Origin of the sequence: Nocardioides flavus (ex Wang et al. 2016), assembly GCF_014653115.1 — a bacterium.
In the GTDB taxonomy this organism is placed as follows: domain Bacteria; phylum Actinomycetota; class Actinomycetes; order Propionibacteriales; family Nocardioidaceae; genus Nocardioides; species Nocardioides flavus.
Map to the genome: position 1 here is coordinate 159,688 of NZ_BNAD01000002.1, position 19,965 is coordinate 179,652.

A 19,965-nucleotide genomic window follows, 5' to 3' on the forward strand; every position below is an offset into this window, starting at 1 on the left:
CGGCGGCGAGGACGACGATGAGGATGAGGGCCCCCAGCGCGACCGGGATCACGAGCCGGCGGTGACGGGGGTTCATGCCCTCATCCTAGTGACCGGCGCGGCAGCCGCTCATTCCCCGACGCCCCCGCGCGGGGTCGTCACCAGTGCTCGAGGGACTCCCGGAACACCAGCGCCAGGTCGTCGGGCGTGACGTCGACGGGCGCCGTGGCGAGCAGGCGCTGCTGCTGCATCGCACCGGCGACCAGGTCGTCGACGTCGGCGTCGCCGTAGCCGAGCTCGGCGAGCCCGCTCGGCAGCCCGACGTCGCGCATCAGGCCGCGCAGCACCTCGGGCAGCGACCCGCCCGTCCCGCCGAGCAGCTCGGCCGCGCGCCGGTGCCGCTCGGGCGACGCGTCGTGGGTGAGGGCGAAGGCTGCGGGCGCGGTCATCACGACGGCCATCCCGTGCGGCACGATCGGCTCGTCGGCGGGGTAGCCCTCGGGACGGTAGTCGCGCACCCGGCCGGCGATGGGATAGGCGCAGGCGTGCGGGACGTGGACCCCGGCATTGCCGAACCCGAGCCCCGCGAAGGTTGCCGCGAGAGCCATCTGCTCGCGCGCCTCGACGTCCCCGCCGTCGCGGACCGCCCGGCGGAAGGCACCCGCCAGCAGGGTCATCGACTTCTCGGCCCACATGTCGGCGATCGGGTTGGCCCCGCAGTAGGGCACCCGCTGCTGGGGCTGCTTGGCGTCGAAGTCGGCGTACCACCGCGCCGTCCAGCTCTCCAGCGCGTGGCACAGGATGTCCATCCCGGCCGACGCCGTCACCATCGCCGGCTGCGTCATCGCGAGGTCGGGGTCGACCACGGCGAGGGTGGGGCGCAGCCGGGCGTGCGAGATGCCGGTCTTGACCTTGAGCGCGAGCACGTCGAGCACGCAGATCGTCGTCGACTCCGCCCCGGTGCCGCTCGTGGTCGGCACCGCGACGAGCGGGAGGAGCGGGTGCTCGGGCGCCCGGCCGCCGCCGACCGGCGCGTTGACGTAGTCGAGGAGCGTGCCGGGGTTGGTCAGCATCAGGTCCACGGCCTTGGCCGTGTCGATCGACGACCCGCCGCCGACCGCGACCACGGCGTCGAAGGGGCCGGCGTCGCGGGCGAGGGCGACGGCCGCCTCGAGGGAGGCGTCGGTGGGCTCGACCCGCGCGCTCGTGTGCACGACGACCTCGAGGCCGTGCGCCCGCACCTGCTGCGCGATCCGGTCGGGGTGACCCGTGGCGGCGACACCGGGGTCGGTCACCAGCAGCACGCGGCGCGTGCCCCCGGTCGCAGCCCCGGTCGCAGTGCCGCCGCACAGCTGCTGGACGTCCCAGCCGATCTCGTGGCTGGCGCCCCGACCGAACTTGAGGCCGGGCGCGGCGTAGGTGAAGACGGTCTCGCTCATGCGTGCTCCCGTTCGGTGTCGACCGGCTGCTCCCGGACCCATCGGACGATGTCCAGGACGTCGATCGCGCCGTCGTCGACGTCGCGCACCGGCACCCACGCGACGTCGTCGGTCGTGCCGTCGTGCTCGACCACGCGTGGGTCCCCCTCCGCCACGGTGGCGCGGAAGACCAGGTGGACGCCGTGGTAGTCCTCGATGCGTCCCGACGGGGCCGTGCCCGAGAAGTGGGTGTCGTGCACTCCCACCAGTCCGTCGACACTGCAGGGCAGCCCGCACTCCTCCTCGACCTCGCGGGCCAGCGCCACCGACGGGTGCTCGCCGTGGTCGACTCCCCCGCCCGGGAGGGTCCATCGGCCGGGATGCGCGGCACGGGCGGACAAGCGGGTGAGCAGCAGCTGCTCGTGCCCGTCGTGAAGGCGGGTGACGAGGGCGTACGCCGCGACGCGCTGCAGGCGGAACGGCTGGTGGTCGACCAGGGCCTCGGTGACGACGGCGGTCACCGGCACGACGCCGGACGCGACGTCGTCGAGGGCGCGCCAGGCGGCTTCACTGGTCGAGCCGTCCACCTCCAGGACACGCGGCGTCGGCGAGTCCGGCGAGACCCAGCCCTCGTAGACGAGACGGATGGCGTGGGCGTCGACGAGCTGGCCGTCGCGCGGGGAGCGCGGCATGTGCGCGCTGTAGACGCGCGCCCGGTCGCCGACCGTGGCGTCGAGACCCGTCTCCTCGACGACCTCGCGGATCAGCGCGTCACGCGGGTCCTCGCCGTGGTCGACGCCGCCGCCGGGCAGCGTCCACAGCTCGGCCCGCGAGATCCGCGGCGCGAGCCTGCTCAGCAGGATCTCCACGCGGCCGTCGCGCTCGCGCAGGATGACGGCGTACGCCGCCACTCGCTGTCGCCTCGGCAGGGATCCCATGCCCCCAACCTAGTGAAGTACGGTGAGCGCCGTGCCCCCCACGTCCCGCGACCCGTGGCTCGACAACGTCAAGATGGTCCTGGTCACCCTCGTCGTGGTCGGGCACGCCATCGGGCTGGTCGAGGAGACAGCCGGCAGCCACTGGGTCTACGACTTCATCTACCTGTGGCACATCCCCGCCTTCGTCTTCATCAGCGGCTACCTCTCGAAGTCCTTCGAGTGGGACCGGCGGAGGCTCAAGAGCCTCGTCTACACGCTCGCCATCCCCTACCTCCTCTTCGAGCCGGCGCTGTTCTACTACCGCCGCGAGGTGGTCGGCGAGGGGGTGACGGGGCCACTGTGGTTCGAGCCGCACTGGACCATGTGGTACCTCATCGTGCTGCTGATGTGGCGCCTGGTGACGCCGATCCTCAAGCGGCACTGGATCTTCCTGCCGGTGTCGGTCATCGTCAGCCTGGTCGGCGGGATCTGGGACACCGAGGCCCTGATGTTCCCGCGGTTCCTCGGTCTGCTGCCGTTCTTCGTGCTCGGCCTGCACCTCAAGCCCCGACACCTCGCGCGCCTCGACGACGTGTGGGTGAAGGTCGCGGCGGTGCCGATGCTCGTCGGCATCGGGGTGATGGCGCTCTACACCGACGCGTGGACCGAGTCGGCCCTGATCTGGTACGACACGGGCTACTCCGAGATCCCGATCGACAGCGAGTTCGTCTTCCAGACCCGGCTGACGGTGATGATGGTCGGCCTGGTCGGCGCCTTCGCGGCGATGTCGCTGGTGCCGCGACGCAGCCTCGGCTGGTTCACCACGATGGGCACGGCGACGATGGTGGTCTACCTGTTCCACGGCTTCGTCATCAAGACGGCCAAGGCGCTCGGGTGGCCGGACGTCACCGCGTCCTACCCGATGACCGGGCTGGTCGTCACGGTGGTCGGGGCAGTGGGCCTGGCGCTGCTCCTCGCCTCCCCGCCCGTACGCCGGGTGCTGGAGCCGTTCACCAACCCGCTCGGCTGGCTGGAGGCACGTCGCGACGCGCGACGGCGTCGGGACGACTCGGCGACCTCGGCCCCCACGTCGGCCTGACCGCCGACCTGGGCACCACGTCGTAGGGCTCCGCCTCGACCCGGGTGGGAGCGTGCCCGCCGAGGTGCGCGGGGTACCACGGGGCGTGCTCGCCCGGTGCCGGCACGTGGTGCGGGAGCCGCTGCAACGCCTCGAGCTGGACGGTCAGCACCTCCCCCAGCCTGCGCGTGAAGGCGACGAGGTCCTCGTGCGGGCCGATCGTCAGCGGCTCGCCGAACGACACGTCGACCCGCCTGCCGCGGGTCAGGTCGGGTCGCGGCCCCCTGCCGCGCTCGTCGGGCAGCCCGACGGACCAGACCCGCTGGGCACCCCACAGAGCCACCGGCACCACGGGTGCGCCGGTCTCGCGCGCCAGTGCGGCCACGCCGGGCATCAGCGACCGGACGGTGTAGGACCAGCTGATCCCGGCCTCGGGGAAGGCACACACCGCCTCGCCCCCGCGCAGCAGCCGCCGCGCCATGACGTACGCCCCCGCGGGCGCCTCCCGGTCGACGGGGACGTGCCGCATCCGCGTCATCGCCCGCGCGACGACGGGGACGTGCCAGACGTCGTGGCGCGTCATGAACCGCAGCAGCCGGCCCGTCGGACCCGCGGCGCCCTGGACGAAGAGGAAGTCGGGGTAGGACACGTGCGTGGCGGCCAGGATCACCGGCCCCGTCGGTGGTATGTGCTGGACCCCGGTCTGCTCGAGGCGCAGGCGGAGGGCACGCAGGCCGGCGCGACCGATCCGGACGGCCGCCCGGTAGGTCCGCTCGCGCGGCATCAGGAGAAGGGCGGGCGCGCGTCCCGGGCCACCGAGCGGCGGCCGGCCCAGCGCCAGACACGCGCGGCCCGGTCACGGTCCGCGTCGTCGACGAGGTTGCCCATCCAGCGCAGGGCCAGCGTCATCAGCCAGTCGGACCTCATGCCGGCGGGACCGAGCGTGGCCACGACCCGGGGCTGGGTGGCGATGCCGGCGAGACGACGGGCGATCGAGAAGGCCTCGCCGTAGTGCTCGACGAGGGTGGTCCGCCACGCCTCCCCGAGCCCGGCGCCACCGGCGATGTGCTCGGCCACCAGGCGGCCCGTCTCGAGCCCGTAGTCGATGCCCTCGCCGTTGAGCGGGTTCACGCAGGCGGCGGCGTCGCCGATCAGCGCCCAGTTGGGGCCGGCGACGTTGCTCACCGCGCCGCCCATCGGCAGGAGCGCCGAGGTCGGCATGCGCAACTCGCCCGAGAGGCCGAAGTCCCGGCCGATCGTGTCGGCGTAGGTCTGCATGAGCGGCTTGATGGCCACCTCGGCGGGACGCCTGCTGGTCGCGAGGGTGCCGGCGCCGAGGTTGACCGTGCCGTCGCCGAGCGGGAAGATCCAGCCGTAGCCGGGGACGAGCTCGCCCTGCTCGTCGCGCAGCTCGAGGTGCGAGCTGATCCACGGGTCGTCGGACATCTCGGAGTCGACGTAGGACCGCCCGGCCACGGCGTACACGGTGTCGCGGTGCCAGTCGCGCCCGAGCAGCTTGCCGAGCGGCGAACGCACCCCGTCGGCGACCACGAGCCAGCGGCAGGCCACCTCGTAGGTGCCCTCCGCGTCGCGCAGCTCGACTGCCGCCACCTGCTCGCCGTCGCGGCGTACGCCGACCGCGCGCGCCCCGTCGACCGCCCGGGCGCCGCTCTTGATCGCGACCGTGCGCAGGTGGTCGTCGAGCTCGGTGCGGGCGACCGCCGAGCCCCAGTCGGGCAGTGAGCCGCCCGGCCACGGCAGCAGCAGCGTCTGGCCGAAGCCGTGCGCGCGCAGGCCCTCGTTGACGGTGTGGGCACGCAGCCAGTCCTCGAGGCCGAGCTTCTGCATCTCGCCGATCGCGCGCGGTGTGAGGCCGTCGCCGCAGGTCTTGTCGCGCGGGAACGTCGCAGCGTCCGCAAGGACGACGTCGAGCCCGGCGCGCGCCGCCCACGCCGCGGCCGCGGAGCCCGCGGGGCCGGCGCCGACGACCAGGACGTCGGCGGAGGAGGGTCGGGTCACGCCGCGATTCTCTCAGGCGGGCCCAGCGCCCCCAAACCGGCGGCGGGCCGGTCCCCGGAGTCGCAGGTCAGTAGCTGAACGTCGTCGCTCCCTCGTCGCCGATCCAGTCCCACATGGGGACGGTGCCGCCCTTCTCGGCGCCCTTGACCAGCGTGTGGTCGGTCAGCCCCTTGGCGTCCACGCAGATCGGGCAGACCAGGTAGGTCCCACCCGCGACGACGTACCGCTCCATCAGGCTCTCCAGGGACGGACACCCCTGGCAGGCGGTGGCCGTGGCCACTCCCTCCATCGCCAGGCGCACGGCCTCCTTGGTCAGGAACATGAGCGTGGGACGCCCGGACTCCGCGGCGCCGACGGCGACTAGGAAGGCGACGGTGACCTTCTCCGCGTCCTCCAGTCCGGTCGTGAGCGAGATGACGGCCTTGCCCATGGTGGGCTCCTTCCGTGAGGTCGTGGACCCGGGGTGTCCCGGTGTTCCCTGTGTCCTCATGGAAGACCCGAGGACCGGTCCAGCGCACTTCACGATCTGTAGCGTCCTGGCGCTGCCCGGTCTAGCGTGGTCACATGCCCACCTACGGTCAGTTCTGCCCCGTGGCCAGGACCGCCGAGCTCGTCTGCGAACGCTGGATGCCACTCGTGCTGCGCGAGCTCATGCTGGGCAGCACCCGGTTCAGCGAGATGCAGCGCGGCGTACCGCTGATCTCCCCCGCCCTGCTGTCCAAGCGGCTGCACCAGCTCGTCGCTGCCGGGGTGGTCACCGCGCACGGCGAGGGTCGCAGCCGGACCTACGAGATGACGCCGGCCGGGTGGGAGCTCTACCCCGTCATCGAAGCGATGGGCGTGTGGGGTCAGCGCTGGGCACGCAGCGAGTACGGTGCCGACGAGCTCGATCCCTCCCTGCTCATGTGGGACATGCGCCGCATGCTGCAGCCCCACGGACTGGCGGAGCGCCGCACGGTCATCGAGTTCTGGATCCGCGGCGGGCCGCCGCGCAAGAGCACCTACTGGCTCGTCGTCGACGGCGCCATCGACCTGTGCCTGGTGGACCCCGGGCAGCAGGTGGACCTGCGCGTCAACGCCGACCTGCGCGCGCTGACCCAGGTGTGGATGGGTGACCGCACCATGGTCGAGGCCCGCGAGGCGGGCCTGATCGAGGTCCTCGGCCCCCCGCGCCTCGCCGAGCGCTTCCCGACCTGGCTAGGTCACCACCCCGTGCTGGGCGGCGTGGCCCGCGCGGACGCCGGCTGAGCCGACGGGCCCCGACCTCGCCCCGGGCCGGGGCTGCTTCGCACACCGATCGATCTCGGTACGCACAACGCCCGCCCTCGCAAGCGAGGGCGGGCGTTGGTGCTACTCGATCCGGTTCCTGGCACCAGACCTGATCGCACCGCGATCAGTTCTGGTAGGAACCAAAGTCGAAGTCGTCGAGCGCGACGGCCTGCGACGACGGACCGAAGTCGTAGTCGTAGGAGTCGTAGCCGGTGACCGAGTAGGCCGCGGCGCGGGCCTCCTCGGTCGGCTCCACCCGGATGTTGCGGTAGCGCTCGAGGCCGGTGCCGGCCGGGATGAGCTTTCCGATGATCACGTTCTCCTTCAGGCCACGCAGGCTGTCGGAGCGGCCGTTGATCGCGGCGTCCGTGAGCACCCGGGTGGTCTCCTGGAAGGAGGCCGCCGAGAGCCACGACTCGGTCGCGAGCGAGGCCTTGGTGATGCCCATGAGGACCGGGCGACCCGAGGCCGGCTTGCCGCCCTCGGAGACCACGCGACGGTTCTCCTCCTCGAACCGCACCCGGTCGACCAGGTCGGACGGGAGCAGGTTCGTGTCACCGGACTCGATGACCGTCACGCGGCGCAGCATCTGCCGCACGATGATCTCGATGTGCTTGTCGTGGATCGCCACGCCCTGCGAGCGGTAGACCTCCTGGACCTCGTCCACGAGGTGCTCCTGGGCCTTGCGGACACCGAGGATGCGCAGCACGTCCTGCGGGTCGGGCGTACCGGACGTGATGTGGTGACCCACGTCGATGTGGTCACCGTCCTCGACGTTGAGGCGCGAGCGCTTCGAGACCGGGATCTCCTGGACCTCGGAGCCGTCGTCGGGGGTGACCACGACGACGCGGGCCTTGTCGGTCTCCTCGATCTTCACGCGACCGGCCGACTCCGAGATCGGCGTACGACCCTTGGGCGAGCGGGCCTCGAAGAGCTCGACCACACGGGGCAGACCCTGCGTGATGTCGTCGGCGGAGGCCACACCACCGGTGTGGAAGGTACGCATGGTCAGCTGCGTGCCGGGCTCACCGATGGACTGGGCGGCGATGATGCCGACCGCCTCACCGATGTCGACCAGCTTGCCGGTGGCCAGCGAGCGGCCGTAGCACTTGGCGCAGGTGCCCGTGCGGGCGTCGCAGGTCAGGACCGAGCGGACCTTGACCTCGGTGATGCCGGCCGCGACCAGCTCACCGATCTTGACGTCGCCGAGGTCCTCGCCGGCGGCGGCGAGCACCTCACCCGTCTCCGGGTGGGTGATCTCGACGGCGGAGGCCCGGGCGTACGCCGAGGTCTCCACGTGCTCGTCGTCGATCCGCTTGGGCAGGCCACGCTCGGTGCCGCAGTCGTCCTCACGGATGATGACGTCCTGCGACACGTCCACCAGACGACGGGTCAGGTAGCCCGAGTCGGCGGTGCGCAGCGCGGTGTCGGCGAGACCCTTGCGGGCACCGTGGGTGGCGATGAAGTACTCGAGGACGGTGAGGCCCTCGCGGAAGTTCGCCTTGATCGGGCGCGGGATGATCTCGCCCTTCGGGTTGGCCACCAGACCACGCATGGCCGCGACCTGCCGGATCTGGTTCATGTTTCCGGAGGCGCCCGAGTCGACCATCATGTAGATCGGGTTGGCACGGTCGAAGTTGGCCTCCATGGCCCGACCGACCTCTGCCGCGGCCTGGGTCCACAGCTCGATGAGCTCCTGACGACGCTCGTCGTCGGTCATCACACCGCGCTCGTAGTTCTTCTGGACCTTCTCGGCCTGCGCCTCGTAGCGGCCCAGGATCTCGGCCTTGCTGTCGGGCGTGGTGACGTCGTCGATCGAGACGGTCACACCCGAGCGCGTGGCCCAGTGGAAGCCGGCGTCCTTGAGGGCGTCGAGCGAGGCCGCGACCTGCACCTTGGTGTAGCGCTCGGCGAGGTCGTTGACGATCGCGCCGAGGCGCTTCTTGCCGACCTCCTCGTTGACGAACGGGTAGTCCGCCGGGAGCGTGTCGTTGAAGTAGACCCGGCCCAGGGTGGTCTCGAGCAGGATCGCGGTCCGGTCCTCCCAGTCGGCACCGAGCTCGAGGTCGAGCGGCGGGACGACGTCGTCGAGGCGGATCCGGACCTTGCTCTGCAGCGTGATCTCGCGGCGGTCGAAGGCCATGATCGCCTCGGCCGGGCTGGAGAACACGCGGCCCTCGCCAGGCTCGCCCTCACGGTCGGTGGTCAGCCAGAACAGGCCGATGATCATGTCCTGCGAGGGCATGGTCACCGGGCGGCCGTCCGACGGCTTGAGGATGTTGTTGGTCGACAGCATCAGGATGCGGGCCTCGGCCTGCGCCTCCGCGGACAGCGGGAGGTGGACGGCCATCTGGTCACCGTCGAAGTCGGCGTTGAACGCGCCGCACACGAGCGGGTGGATCTGGATGGCCTTGCCCTCGATCAGCTGCGGCTCGAAGGCCTGGATGCCGAGGCGGTGCAGGGTGGGCGCACGGTTGAGCAGCACCGGGTGCTCGGTGATGACCTCTTCCAGGACGTCCCACACGACCGGGCGCGCACGCTCGACCATCCGCTTGGCGGACTTGATGTTCTGCGCGTGCGACAGGTCGACGAGGCGCTTCATCACGAACGGCTTGAACAGCTCGAGCGCCATCTGCTTGGGCAGGCCGCACTGGTGGAGCTTGAGCTGCGGGCCCGAGACGATGACCGAACGGCCTGAGTAGTCGACGCGCTTGCCGAGCAGGTTCTGACGGAAGCGACCCTGCTTGCCCTTGAGCATGTCGGACAGCGACTTCAGCGGACGGTTGCCCGGTCCGGTGACCGGACGACCGCGACGGCCGTTGTCGAAGAGGCTGTCGACAGCCTCCTGCAGCATCCGCTTCTCGTTGTTGACGATGATCTCGGGGGCACCGAGGTCGAGCAGCCGCTTGAGGCGGTTGTTGCGGTTGATGACGCGGCGGTAGAGGTCGTTGAGGTCGGAGGTGGCGAAGCGGCCACCGTCGAGCTGGACCATCGGGCGCAGGTCCGGCGGGATCACCGGGACCGCGTCGAGCACCATGCCGATGGGCTGGTTGCCGGTCTTGCGGAACGCGTCGACGACCTTGAGGCGCTTGAGCGCGCGGACCTTGCGCTGGCCCTTGCCGTTGGCGATGGTGTCGCGCAGCGACTCCACCTCGGCCTCGATGTCGAAGTCCTGGAGGCGCTTCTGGATCGCCGTGGCGCCCATGTGGCCCTCGAAGTACTTGCCGAACCAGGTCTTCATCTCGCGGTAGAGCAGCTCGTCGCCGAGCAGGTCCTGGACCTTGAGGTTCTTGAAGGTGTCCCAGACCTCCTCGAGCCGCGCGATCTCACGGTTGGCGCGGTCACGGAGCTGGTTCATCTCGCGGTCGGCACCGTCGCGCACCTTGCGCTTGGCGTCGGCCTTGGCGCCCTCGGCCTCGAGGGTGGCGAGGTCCTCCTCGAGCTTCTTGGCGCGGTCCTCCACCGAGGTGTCGCGGCGCTTCTCGAGGCGCTCGCGCTCCAGGCCGACCTTGTTCTCGAGGGAGTCCATGTCGCGGTGACGGGCGTCCTCGTCGACCGAGGTGATCATGTAGGCGGCGAAGTAGATGACCTTCTCGAGGTCCTTCGGCGCCAGGTCGAGCAGGTAGCCCAGGCGCGACGGGACGCCCTTGAAGTACCAGATGTGGGTCACGGGAGCGGCGAGCTCGATGTGGCCCATGCGCTCGCGGCGCACCTTGGAGCGGGTGACCTCGACGCCACAGCGCTCGCAGATGATGCCCTTGAAGCGCACGCGCTTGTACTTGCCGCAGTAGCACTCCCAGTCCCGGGTGGGACCGAAGATCTTCTCGCAGAAGAGGCCGTCACGCTCGGGCTTGAGCGTGCGGTAGTTGATGGTCTCCGGCTTCTTGACCTCGCCGTGGCTCCACGTGCGGATCTCGTCCGCGGTGGCCAGGCCGATCTGAAGCTGGTCGAAGAAGTTAACGTCGAGCACGATGGCTGCAGTCCTTCGTTAGTACGTGGGAAGTTGAGCTGGGGACCGAGGGGGCCCGCCCGCTGGTCGAGGAGGTCGCGCTAGCGACCGTCACGAGACCACCGGACGGGCGTCACCTCAGACTTCTTCGACAGAGCTGGGCTCGCGGCGGGACAGGTCGATGCCGAGCTCCTCGGCCGCCCGGAAGACGTCTTCCTCGGCGTCCTTCATCTCGATGGTGGAGCCGTCCTGCGACAGCACCTCCACGTTGAGGCAGAGCGACTGCATCTCCTTGACGAGCACCTTGAACGACTCGGGGATGCCGGAGTCGGGGATGTTCTCGCCCTTCACGATGGCCTCGTAGACCTTCACGCGGCCGGGCACGTCGTCGGACTTGATCGTCAGCAGCTCCTGGAGGGCGTACGCGGCGCCGTAGGCCTCCATCGCCCAGACCTCCATCTCGCCGAACCGCTGGCCACCGAACTGGGCCTTACCGCCCAGGGGCTGCTGCGTGATCATCGAGTAGGGGCCGGTCGAGCGAGCGTGGATCTTGTCGTCGACGAGGTGGTGCAGCTTGAGGATGTACATGTAACCGACAGACACCGGCTCCGGGAACGGCTCACCCGAACGACCGTCGAAGAGGTGGGCCTTGCCGTCCTCCTTGACCATCCGCTCACCGTCACGGTTGGGCAGCGTGGAGCCGAGCAGGCCGGTGATCTCGTCCTCGCGCGCACCGTCGAACACCGGGGTCGCGACCTTGGTGTCGGGGTCGGCCTTGTCGGCGCCGATGGCGATGAGGCGCTTCTTCCAGTCCGACTCGCCCTTCTCGCCGGAGAGGTTGAGGTCCCAGCCCTGCTTGGCCAGCCAGCCCAGGTGCAGCTCGAGGATCTGGCCGATGTTCATCCGTCGCGGCACACCCAGCGGGTTGAGCACGACGTCGACCGGCGTGCCGTCCTCCATGAACGGCATGTCCTCCACGGGCAGGATCTTGGCGATGACGCCCTTGTTGCCGTGGCGTCCGGCGAGCTTGTCGCCGACCGAGATCTTGCGCTTCTGCGCGACGTAGACGCGCACCAGCTCGTTGACGCCGGGGGGCAGGTCGTCGCCGTCCTCGCGGTTGAAGACGCGCACGCCGATGACCGTGCCGGACTCACCGTGCGGCACCTTCATCGAGGTGTCGCGCACCTCGCGCGCCTTCTCACCGAAGATCGCGCGGAGCAGGCGCTCCTCGGGGGTCAGCTCGGTCTCGCCCTTGGGCGTGACCTTGCCGACGAGGATGTCACCGGTGGTGACCTCGGCGCCGATGCGGATGATGCCGCGCTCGTCGAGGTCGGCCAGGCCCTCCTCGGAGACGTTGGGGATGTCCCGCGTGATCTCCTCGGGGCCGAGCTTGGTGTCGCGGGCGTCGACCTCGTGCTCCTCGATGTGGATCGAGGTGAGGACGTCCTCCTGCACCAGGCGCTGGCTGAGGATGATCGCGTCCTCGTAGTTGTGCCCCTGCCACGGCATGAAGGCGACGAGCAGGTTGGTGCCCAGTGCCATCTCGGCGTCGTCGGTGCAGGGACCGTCGGCGATCGGGGTGCCGACCTCGAGGCGGTCACCGGCCTTGACCAGCGGGCGCTGGTTGATGCAGGTGCCCTGGTTGGAGCGACGGAACTTGGCCAGGCGGTAGGTCTGGTAGGTGCCGTCGTCGTTCATCGTCTCGATGGCGTCGGCGGACACCTCCTTGACCACACCGGCGTTGTCGGCGACGACCACGTCACCGGCGTCGACGGCGGCGCGGTACTCCATGCCGGTGCCCACGAGCGGGCTGTCGCTGGTGATCAGCGGCACGGCCTGGCGCTGCATGTTGGCACCCATGAGCGCGCGGTTGGCGTCGTCGTGCTCGAGGAACGGGATCAGGGCCGTCGCGACCGACACCATCTGGCGCGGCGAGACGTCCATGTAGTCGACCTCGTCGGCCAGGATCGCGTCGACCTCGCCGTCCTTCTGGCGGACGAGGACGCGGTCCTCGGCGAAGCGCATGTTGTCGTCGAGCGGCGCGTTGGCCTGCGCGATGACGTAGCGGTCCTCGTCGTCGGCGGTGAGGTAGTCGATCTGGTCGGTGACGACACCGTCGACGACCTTGCGGTAGGGCGTCTCCACGAAGCCGAACGGGTTGATCCGTCCGTAGGAGGCCAGCGAGCCGATCAGGCCGATGTTGGGGCCTTCCGGGGTCTCGATCGGGCACATGCGGCCGTAGTGCGACGGGTGGACGTCACGGACCTCCATGCCGGCGCGGTCGCGGGACAGACCACCGGGGCCGAGGGCGGAGAGACGACGCTTGTGCGTCAGGCCCGCGATCGGGTTGGTCTGGTCCATGAACTGCGAGAGCTGCGAGGTGCCGAAGAACTCCTTCAGCGCCGCCACCACGGGGCGGATGTTGATCAGGGACTGCGGCGTGATGGCCTCGACGTCCTGGGTCGTCATCCGCTCGCGGACCACACGCTCCATGCGGGCCAGGCCCGTGCGGAGCTGGTTCTGGATGAGCTCGCCGACCGTGCGCATGCGGCGGTTGCCGAAGTGGTCGATGTCGTCGGCCTGGACCTTGACGGGAGCACCGTCCGGGCCCTCGACGACGTTGCCCTCGGCGTCGACCAGGTCGGGCGCCTCGGCCTGGACACCCGCGGCGTGCAGCTGCACGACGTAGCGGATGGCGGCCACGACGTCGTCGATGGTCAGCGTCTGCTGGTCGAAGGCCTCGTGGAGGCCGAGCTTCTTGTTGATCTTGTAGCGGCCGACCTTCGCCAGGTCGTAGCGCTTGGGGTTGAAGTAGTAGTTGTTGAGCAGCGTCTGCGCGGCCTCGGCCGTCGGCGGCTCGCCCGGGCGGAGCTTGCGGTAGATGTCGAGCAGCGCGAGGCGGGTGACCTCGTCGTTGACCTGCTCGGCGGTCGGGGCCTCGCCCCGCGCCTTCTTCTGCAGCTCCTCGTAGACGACCTCGTAGCGGACGCTGTCCTTCTCGAGGGTCAGCATCATGGACTCGTACTGGCCGAACTCCTCGCGGATCTGCTCAGTGGTCCAGCCGAGCGCCTTGAGCAGCACGGTGACGTTCTGCTTGCGCTTGCGGTCGAGGCGGACGCCGACCAGGTCGCGCTTGTCGATCTCGAACTCCAGCCAGGCACCGCGGCTCGGGATGAGCTTGGCGGTGAAGATGTCCTTGTCGGAGGTCTTGTCCGGGGTCGACTCGAAGTAGACGCCGGGCGAGCGGACGAGCTGCGAGACCACGACACGCTCGGTGCCGTTGATGATGAAGGTGCCCTTCTTGGTCATCATGGGGAAGTCGCCCATGAAGACCGTCTGGCCCTTGATCTCACCGGTCTCGTGGTTCATGAACTCGGCCGAGACGTAGAGCGGGCGGGAGTAGGTGAAGTCCTTCTCCTTGCACTCCTCCTCGGTGTACTTCTCGTCGAGGAAGACGGGGTTGTCGAAGGAGAGCATCATCGTCTCGGAGAAGTCCTCGATCGGGGAGATCTCCTCGAAGATCTCCTGCAGACCGGTCTTCTCGGAGACGTCCTCACCGGCGGCCCGACGGGCTGCCACCTCCTCCTCCCAGCGCTCTCCGCCGACCAGCCAGTCAAAGCTGCTCGTCTGGAGCGAGATGAGGGGGGGAACCTCGAGAGGTTCGGTGATCTTTGCGAAAGAGGTGCGACGGTGGTTACCAGCGGAGCTGCGCGCGGCCAAGAGGTGTCCTCACAAATGATCCAAGTGATCTCGGCGCCGGCCGACCACCGCAACAGCCGTCCGGAAGGCGTCGGGCATCTGAGGGCAGGCGCAAGGAGCCACACTAGCGCACTTGTGGACACGCCTCAAACGCGGGGACCATTTTCCCGGAGGACCACTGCCACGCGTTGGCGTCGACTATGAACGCCGGAGCCTCCCGGGTCAAGCAGAACGCGCCGATCCGGGCCCGCTCGCTCACCCCTGGGCGGGGGAGGTCGTGAGGTCGTCGACCAGCCACTCGCCGTCGACGAGCTGCATCGAGACCGTCACCTGGTCCTTGTAGACCACCGGCTCGGCGTTGAGCTTGTTGGTCGTCGGGCGGTCCACGAAGACGAGCACCTGGACCCGGTCCTCGGTGGCGCGGACGATGCCCGAGGCGACCACCTCGGCCGTGACGCGCGTCTGCGTCTGCGGCGCGTTGTCCTCGAGGACCGTGAACAGCTTGTCGTACTCCTCGCGGTAGCCGCCGGTCATCACCGCCTGGGCCGCCCGCTGATCGGCCTCGAGTGTCTCGTGGTCGTAGGAGAGGACCGGTACGACGGCTCGCTCGGCCGCGACCTGCGCCGCCCGCGCCGCGGAGTCATCGGCCTGCGCGCTGGCCGACCACGCCCACGCCGTGGCGGCCAGGAGGCCCGCGGCGAGCACGCCGAGGCCGGCCAGGAGCCAGCCCGCGACGCCACCGGCGGTCCCCCCGTGGGTCGAGGAACGGCGAAGCCGTGTCACGAGACCCGGTCGCTCGGAGCGTGGTCTCGTGACCGGCGCTGGGGCGCCTTCCTCGACCAGCAACGGCGCGGAGGCAGCCAGGGTCTCGTCGTACGCCTCGCGCGCGGCGGGGTCGAGGAGCACCTTGGCGGCGCGGTTGAGGGCGTCGAAGCGGCGGTCGCCGGGCTCGAGGTCGGCGATCTGCGCCTTCCAAGCGGCCCTGACGTCCGCGGACGTGGCGTCGCGGGGGACGTCGAGCAGGTCGTACCAGGTGGGTGCGTCGCTCACGGGGTGCTCCCCTCGGTGCCGGTGCCGGCGCCTGCGCCGCCGCCCGCCGGCGCGCTGACCGGGGTGAAGTCGTCGACGAGCCACTCCCCCTCGATCTTCACCAGGTCGACGGTGAAGCGGAACGGCAGTGGCTCCTGGTCGACGGTGCGGGCCTTGTCGCCCGTCCCCTGGGTGTAGCTGTCGGTGAACGCGCCCGCCACGAGGACGCGTGCGGAGTCGTCGTCGACCGAGGACACCGCGGTGGCGAAGACCTCCGCGCTGCGGGTGATCCCACCCTGGGCCACGAGCTGCTCAGCCGTGGCGACCTCCTTGTCGAAGTCGGCCGCGAACTTCGGCGTGATGACCTCACGGACCTGCTCGCGGTAGGCGGGCATCTGGCCGGAGTCGTCGAGCATGTCGGGGCTGTAGGTGCCGAGGCGCTTGACGAACTGGTCGGTCAGGCTCATCGCCTGCTCCCGCTCCCGTGGCAGGTCGAGGCCGCCGGAGTCCGAGGAGCGGCCGCCGGCGGCGAGCCAGCCGAGCAGCGCGACGCACACCACGCACACGACGACGAGCGCGAGGGCCAGCACCCGGCGCAGGCGGGTGCGGTCAGGGCGTGCGGCGGGCTCCGGCGGTGCGGCCGCCTCGGTCCGGTCGACGCCGACGGGCGTGTCGGTCAGCACGGGCATCTGGGTTCCCTCCCTCGAGATCGCCGGGCCACCCTCCCGGGGCCCTGGGATGTCTCACTGGTGGTCTAACGAGCCTCCTCCGACGGGGTCACGCCTCCCGCCAGGAGCGGCTCGAGGAGGAGCCACTTCCAGGAGTCGCGGCCGAGCGTGCCCGGTGCCGTCGGGCGCGCACCGGTGAGCCGCCGGATCTCTGCAGGGTCCGACGTCACGCCGCCCGTCTCCGGGTCGTAGGCGAAGTCGGCCGTCCCCCAGCCGGTCGCCGCGCGGGGGGCCTGGATGTTCTGGGCGCCACGGGCGTTGGACGTCGAGGCGGGCTCGGTGCAGCGGGCGTCCTCGTTCATCGGCGCGTTGCTGCCGTCGAGGGGCGAGCGGCGGTCGGTGCCCTCGTAGCCGCCGAGGCACACGTGCGGCTCCGAGGTCATCACCATGCCGAAGTGGGCGTCGTAGAGGCCGGTGCCCGGGGACTTCGACACCACGGTGTAGCCGCCCTCGACGACGTAGGGGTAGAGCACCAGCAGCTGCTCGACGCCGTCGAGGTGCTTGACCACCACCTCCCCGGTGGTGACGAGGTTGTTGATCAGGTCGCCGAGCTCGACCTCGTTGTCCTCGAGGAACACGCGCAGCTCGTTGGCCCCGAGCGAACCGCTGTCGATGAGCCGCCGGAGGTCCTTGTCGTTGTCGGCGACCGTCGTGCTGAACAAGGAGAGGTCGCGGGCGAAGCGGCGGAACGCGCCCTCGGAGTCGATCTGCCCGTTGAGCACCGTGTTGCTGTCCCGGATCAGGTCGACGGTGACCTCGAAGTTCGCATCGGCGGCGGTGATGAACGCGTCGCTGCTGTCGAGGATCGTCTGGAGGTCCTCACCAGCGCCGTTGAACGCGAGGCCGAACTCGGAGGTGACCGTACGGAGGTCGTCGGCGTCGACGCTGCGGACGGTCTCGTCGAGGTGGGTGAGCAGCGTGTCGGTGCGGATCGGCGTGGTCGTGAGCTCCTGCGCGATCTCGGAGCCGTCCTCGAGGTAGGGGCCGCGGTCGCTCTGCGGCTGGAGCTCGACGTACTGCTCGCCGACCGCCGACCGGTTGCCGACCAGGGCGTGCGCGTCGGCCGGGATGTCGTCGTGCTCGTCGTCGATGTCGAGGACGAGGTCGACGCCGTCGTCGGTGAGGACGAGCTCGCGGACCTCGCCGACCCGTACGCCGCGGTAGGAGACCAGCGCCCCGGCGAACGCTCCTCCGGAGTCTGCGAAGTGGGCCGTCACGGTGTAGCTCTGGTCGGTCACGAGACGGTCCAGCCGTGCGTAGCGGGCGCCGACGAAGCTCACGCCCACCAGCGTGATGATGGCGAAGACGAGGAGCTGCACCTTGGTCCGGCGGGTGATCATCGCTGCACCATCCCCGGGATCAGGAGGCTCACCAGGTCGGGGTCGTAGGCCTCCATGAGGTCACCCATCGTCGGGTTGCCCGGGCGCGGCCTCTCGTCGGTGCCGGCCCGCGGCAGGCCGGTGGGGACGAGCGTCGGGAGCAGCGTCGACGGGATCGGCAGGGACGGCTCGGGCGGCAGGCCGGGGATCTGGTTGAGCTCGCGGCACACGTCCTTGTCCTTGTTCTCCGCCTTGGCGCACTCCTCGCGCAGCCGGGTCAGCTTCTCCAGGTTGGCCAGGACCTCGGCGCACGCCTCGCTGGTGAGCGAGCCGCTCTGCAGGCAGGCCAGCACGTCGCCGACCACGGCGGTCGGGTCGATGACGGCAGGAAGGTTCGTCGGCAGCGACGGCGTGCCGCTCGCACCGCCCTGGACGTCGACGTCGAGGGTGATGGAGAGGTTGGTGTAGTCGCCCATGTGCAGGTTGCGCGCGACCTGCGGGTCGCGGCCCACGACCTCGTCGACGAACGGGTAGGTGAGGAAGACGTGGAAGGCGTTGGTGAAGTCGTCGCCCGACGCGGCCAGCTGGGTCAGGACCGGGTCGAGACGCTCGAGGGAGGCGATGGTGGCGCCCTTGGACCGCGCGATGACGTCGACGGCGACGTCGGACAGCTCGTTGAGCGCGGCGAGCATCTCCACCAGGTCGTCGCGCTGGCGGTCGATCGAGTCGAGCGCGCTGGGCAGCTCCTCGAGTGCCTTGTCGATCGTCGGCAGCTGCTTCTCCGCGGCCAGGGCCAGACGGTTGAGCGACTCGATCGCGGCGACGATGTCGGCCTTGTTCTCGTCGAGCTGTCCGGTGAACGTGCGCAGGTTGCGCAGCACCGAGCGCGCCGAGTCCTCGCGACCCTCCAGCGCCTTGTTGAGCTCCTGGGTGATGGTCTTGAGCTGCGCGACGCCGCCGCCGTTGAGCAGCAGGCTCAGCGCGCCGAGCACCTCCTCCACCTCGGGGTTGCGGCCCGCACGCTCGATCGGGATCGTCTCGCCGTCCTCGAGCGGATCAGCGATGGCACCCTGCTCGGGCGCGCTCAGCTCGACGAACTTCTCGCCGAGCAGGCTGGTCTGCCGCAGCTCGGCGACCGCGTTGCCGGGCAGCTCGACGTCGCGGCGGATCTCCAGCGTGACGAGCGCCTGGTAGCCCTCGAGGTCGATGTCGGTGACCTTGCCGACGCTCACGTCGTTGACCTTCACCGTCGACTGCGGCACCAGGTCGAGGACGTCGGCGAACTCGACCTTGACCGTCATCGGGTCCTCGCCCACGTCCGGCCCGCCAGGCAGGGGCAGGGAGTAGACGCTGGCGTCGCACGACGACAGGACCAGGGCCGTCGCTCCGGTCACCGCGAGTGCCGTGAGGCGCTTCATCGCTCCACCTCCACGAGTCCGCCGAGCGTCGGGTCGAAGACGTCCTGCGCCGGCAGCGCGGGCGACTCGTCGAGGGCGCCGGCCCGCGGCCGGGCGAGCAGCTCGGTGATCCGGTCGCAGACCTGCCCCGACCGCTCGACCTGGCCGACGAAGCCGCACAGGAACGCCGCGGGGTCGAGCTCGAGCTGGTTGATCGACTCACCGAAGTTGGCCCGCGTGTCGAGGGTGCCGGCCTGCGGGTTGTAGGTCAGCGCGAGGTTGTTGAGCGCGCCCGGGGCGACCCGGAGGATCTCGTCGAGAGCCCCCCGCTGGCGTACGAGCACCTTGGCCACCCGGTTGAGGCCGGCGATGTTGCGGCTGAGGGATCCCTTGTTCTCCTCGACGAACTCCTTGACCGCGGTCAGCGCCACGGACAGGTTCCTCGTGGCCGCGACCAGCTCCTCGCGCTCGCCCGCGAGCATCGTCGAGACGTCGGCCAGCGACTGGTTGAACTGGCGGACGGTCTGGTCGTTCTCGGCGAGGGTCTCCATGAAGCCGCCGAGGGCCTCGACCGAGCCGAACAGCTCGTCAGAGTTGCCCGCGAGGGTGCTGCTGAGGCGGGAGTAGTCCTTCACGGTCTGGCGGAAGGTCGCGCCCTGGCCGCCGAAGTTGTCGGCCGTGACCGAGAGCAGGTCGGACAGGGCGCCGGTCTTGTTGGCGCCGCGTGGGCCGAGCGCGACGTTGAGCCGGTCGAGGCTGTCGTAGATCTGGTCGAGCTCCAGCGGCTGCGAGGTGTCCTCGACACCGAGCTCGGCGCCGTCGGCGAGGACCTCGCCGGTGCCGGAGTAGGCAGGTGTGAGCTGGACGTAGCGGTCGCCGACCACCGACGGGGCGATGATGACGGCCTTGGCGTCGACCGGCAGCTTGACGTCGTCGTCGTAGGTCATCGTCACCGTGACGTCGGTGCCGGTCGGCTCGACGCGGGTCACGCTGCCGACGGGGACGCCCAGGACGCGTACGTCGCTGCCCTCGTAGACCGAGATCGCCCGGGGGAAGTGCGCCACGACGGTGCGAGAGGTGTCGCCGCCGAGCACGCTCACCGCGGCCGCGACGACGAAGCCGAGCACGACGAGGGGCACGAGGATGCGCTTCACGAGGTCCATG

At 70.3% G+C, this 19,965-nt stretch carries 14 protein-coding genes; 2 read left to right on the forward strand and 12 right to left on the reverse strand.

Features of this window, described 5'->3' with window-relative positions; all coding sequences use genetic code 11:
• Positions 1-137: 137 nt before the first annotated feature.
• Positions 138-1,418 (reverse strand): hydroxyacid-oxoacid transhydrogenase, encoded by a 1,281-nt coding sequence (locus IE200_RS05265; protein ID WP_191278342.1) that lies wholly within the window; start codon positions 1,416-1,418, stop codon positions 138-140.
• The gene (locus IE200_RS05270) at positions 1,415-2,335 is read right to left on the reverse strand and encodes an NUDIX domain-containing protein (RefSeq protein WP_191278344.1); all 921 of its coding nucleotides are present in this window, start codon (positions 2,333-2,335) and stop codon (positions 1,415-1,417) included. The genes IE200_RS05265 and IE200_RS05270 overlap by 4 nt, the downstream gene beginning before the upstream one ends.
• Positions 2,336-2,366: 31 nt before the next feature.
• Here IE200_RS05270 and IE200_RS05275 point away from each other — a divergent pair, with 31 nt between their 5' ends.
• On the forward strand, positions 2,367-3,413 hold the full coding sequence (locus IE200_RS05275; protein WP_191278346.1) for an acyltransferase family protein: 1,047 nt from the start codon (positions 2,367-2,369) through the stop codon (positions 3,411-3,413).
• Here the strand turns inward: IE200_RS05275 and IE200_RS05280 are convergent.
• From IE200_RS05280 to IE200_RS05290, 3 genes are all read right to left on the reverse strand, one after another.
• Positions 3,325-4,176, reverse strand: a complete 852-nt coding sequence (locus tag IE200_RS05280; RefSeq protein WP_191278347.1) for a lysophospholipid acyltransferase family protein — start codon at positions 4,174-4,176, stop codon at positions 3,325-3,327. The two genes, IE200_RS05275 and IE200_RS05280, sit on opposite strands and share 89 nt — an antisense overlap.
• Positions 4,176-5,411 carry a geranylgeranyl reductase family protein gene (locus IE200_RS05285; RefSeq protein ID WP_191278349.1) on the reverse strand — a complete coding sequence of 412 codons (1,236 nt, stop codon included), beginning with the start codon at positions 5,409-5,411 and terminating at the stop codon, positions 4,176-4,178. Before IE200_RS05285 ends, IE200_RS05280 begins: the two co-directional genes overlap by 1 nt.
• 67 nt (positions 5,412-5,478) lie before the next feature.
• Positions 5,479-5,841 (reverse strand): peroxiredoxin, encoded by a 363-nt coding sequence (locus IE200_RS05290; protein ID WP_191278350.1) that lies wholly within the window; start codon positions 5,839-5,841, stop codon positions 5,479-5,481.
• A gap of 134 nt (positions 5,842-5,975) precedes the next feature.
• Between IE200_RS05290 and IE200_RS05295 the strand changes: the two genes are divergently transcribed.
• Complete coding sequence (locus IE200_RS05295; protein WP_191278352.1) at positions 5,976-6,659, forward strand: winged helix-turn-helix transcriptional regulator; 684 nt, start codon at positions 5,976-5,978, stop codon at positions 6,657-6,659.
• 145 nt (positions 6,660-6,804) lie between these two features.
• On the opposite strand, the gene IE200_RS05300 is transcribed toward IE200_RS05295, so the two are convergent.
• The 7 genes from IE200_RS05300 to IE200_RS05330 form a co-directional block, all read right to left on the reverse strand.
• Positions 6,805-10,650, reverse strand: a complete 3,846-nt coding sequence (locus IE200_RS05300) for a DNA-directed RNA polymerase subunit beta' (protein WP_191278354.1) — start codon at positions 10,648-10,650, stop codon at positions 6,805-6,807.
• 117 nt (positions 10,651-10,767) lie between these two features.
• The gene (gene rpoB / locus IE200_RS05305; RefSeq protein ID WP_191278355.1) at positions 10,768-14,349 is read right to left on the reverse strand and encodes a DNA-directed RNA polymerase subunit beta; all 3,582 of its coding nucleotides are present in this window, start codon (positions 14,347-14,349) and stop codon (positions 10,768-10,770) included.
• A gap of 234 nt (positions 14,350-14,583) precedes the next feature.
• Positions 14,584-15,378 (reverse strand): J domain-containing protein, encoded by a 795-nt coding sequence (locus IE200_RS05310; RefSeq protein WP_191278357.1) that lies wholly within the window; start codon positions 15,376-15,378, stop codon positions 14,584-14,586.
• Positions 15,375-16,046 carry a hypothetical protein gene (locus IE200_RS05315; protein WP_191278359.1) on the reverse strand — a complete coding sequence of 224 codons (672 nt, stop codon included), beginning with the start codon at positions 16,044-16,046 and terminating at the stop codon, positions 15,375-15,377. Before IE200_RS05315 ends, IE200_RS05310 begins: the two co-directional genes overlap by 4 nt.
• A 65-nt stretch (positions 16,047-16,111) precedes the next feature.
• Entirely contained in the window at positions 16,112-17,425 is a 1,314-nt protein-coding gene (locus IE200_RS05320) for an MCE family protein (RefSeq protein WP_191278361.1), read from the reverse strand.
• Positions 17,422-18,822: an MCE family protein gene (locus IE200_RS05325; RefSeq protein WP_191278363.1), complete on the reverse strand. Its 1,401-nt coding sequence runs from the start codon at positions 18,820-18,822 to the stop codon at positions 17,422-17,424. Before IE200_RS05325 ends, IE200_RS05320 begins: the two co-directional genes overlap by 4 nt.
• Positions 18,819-19,964, reverse strand: coding sequence for an MCE family protein (locus IE200_RS05330; protein ID WP_191278365.1), 1,146 nt, complete (start codon positions 19,962-19,964; stop codon positions 18,819-18,821). Before IE200_RS05330 ends, IE200_RS05325 begins: the two co-directional genes overlap by 4 nt.
• Between the last annotated feature and the right edge of the window lies 1 nt (position 19,965).